Source organism: Nocardia vermiculata NBRC 100427 (genome assembly GCF_001613265.1).
GTDB classification, from domain to species: Bacteria; Actinomycetota; Actinomycetes; order Mycobacteriales; family Mycobacteriaceae; genus Nocardia; species Nocardia vermiculata.
This window is the reverse complement of the sequence record NZ_BDCA01000076.1, coordinates 1-1,106: the sequence shown is the minus strand read 5'-3', so window position 1 is coordinate 1,106 and position 1,106 is coordinate 1. Positions and strand designations below refer to the sequence as shown.

Genomic DNA, 1,106 nt, shown 5'->3' with positions numbered 1-1,106 from the left:
GTGGAAGGAGTTGCTGATATGAGGGAAGACATCCTCGGCCGGTCCCGCGTGGAGGACACCGACGAGCTGGTGCAGTTCTACCGCCGGCTCGAGACGATGGGCGCCGGAGCGTTGTGGACGGTGGCCAACGACATCGAGCCTTGGTATCCACAACCGAAATCGGTGCCGATGCTGTGGCGTTATCAGCAGCTGCGACCGTCGGTGCTCGAATCCGCCTCGTTGGTCTCCGGTGACGATGCCGGCCGACGGGTGGTGATGCTGGTCAACGACGGCCGCAAGGACCTCAGTGCGGCCGTGGGTCTGCTCTACACCGGACTGCAGATCATGAACCCGGGCGAGTCGATGACCGCACACCGACACGCAGCCTCTGCCCTGCGGTTCGTCATCGAAGGTGAAGGAGCGTGGACGATCGTCGACGGCGACCGGCTCGAGGCCGGAGCGCGGGATTTCCTGATCACCCCGAGTGGCACTTGGCACGAACACGGCAACGATTCGGCCAGCTCCCCGGTGATCTGGCAGGACGGACTCGACATCCCCCTGGTCAACACACTCGACGCGAACTTCTACGCCGTGCATCCGGAGCTGCATCAGCAACCCGGAAAAGTCGTCAACACCTCGCTGCACGAGTACGGGTCCGGGATCCTCACCCCCGCCGACCGCGGATGGAGCAAGCGTTACTCCCCGCTGCTGGCCTACCCGTGGGAACGCACCTACGAGGCGTTGCTCGCCCGCGCCGAGGTCTCCGACGGATCACCGTACGACGGCATCATCATGGAGTACGTCAACCCGCTCACCGGCGGTTCGGTCATGCCGACGATGGGCGCGCACATGCAGCTGCTGCGTCCCGGTCAGGCCACGCTCGCGCATCGGCACACCGGGTCGGTGATCTACCACGTGGCCAAAGGCCGCGGTCACTCCATCATCGGCGGACAGCGGTTCGACTGGCAGGAAAACGACATCTTCTGCGTGCCCTCGTGGGCCTGGCACGAACACGCCAACGACGACGACCGCAACGATGCGTGCCTGTTCTCGTTCAACGACTTCCCCGTCATGCACGCACTCGACCTCTACCAAGAAGCCGCCTACACCGACAACCACGGACACCA

The 1,106-nt window shown here is 64.5% G+C and carries 1 protein-coding gene; it reads left to right on the top strand.

The annotated features are described in order from the left end of the window. Positions 1-18: 18 nt before the first annotated feature. Positions 19-1,106: cupin domain-containing protein (locus tag NV2_RS30525; RefSeq protein WP_067882434.1), on the top strand; the 1,088-nt coding region annotated here is incomplete at its 3' end.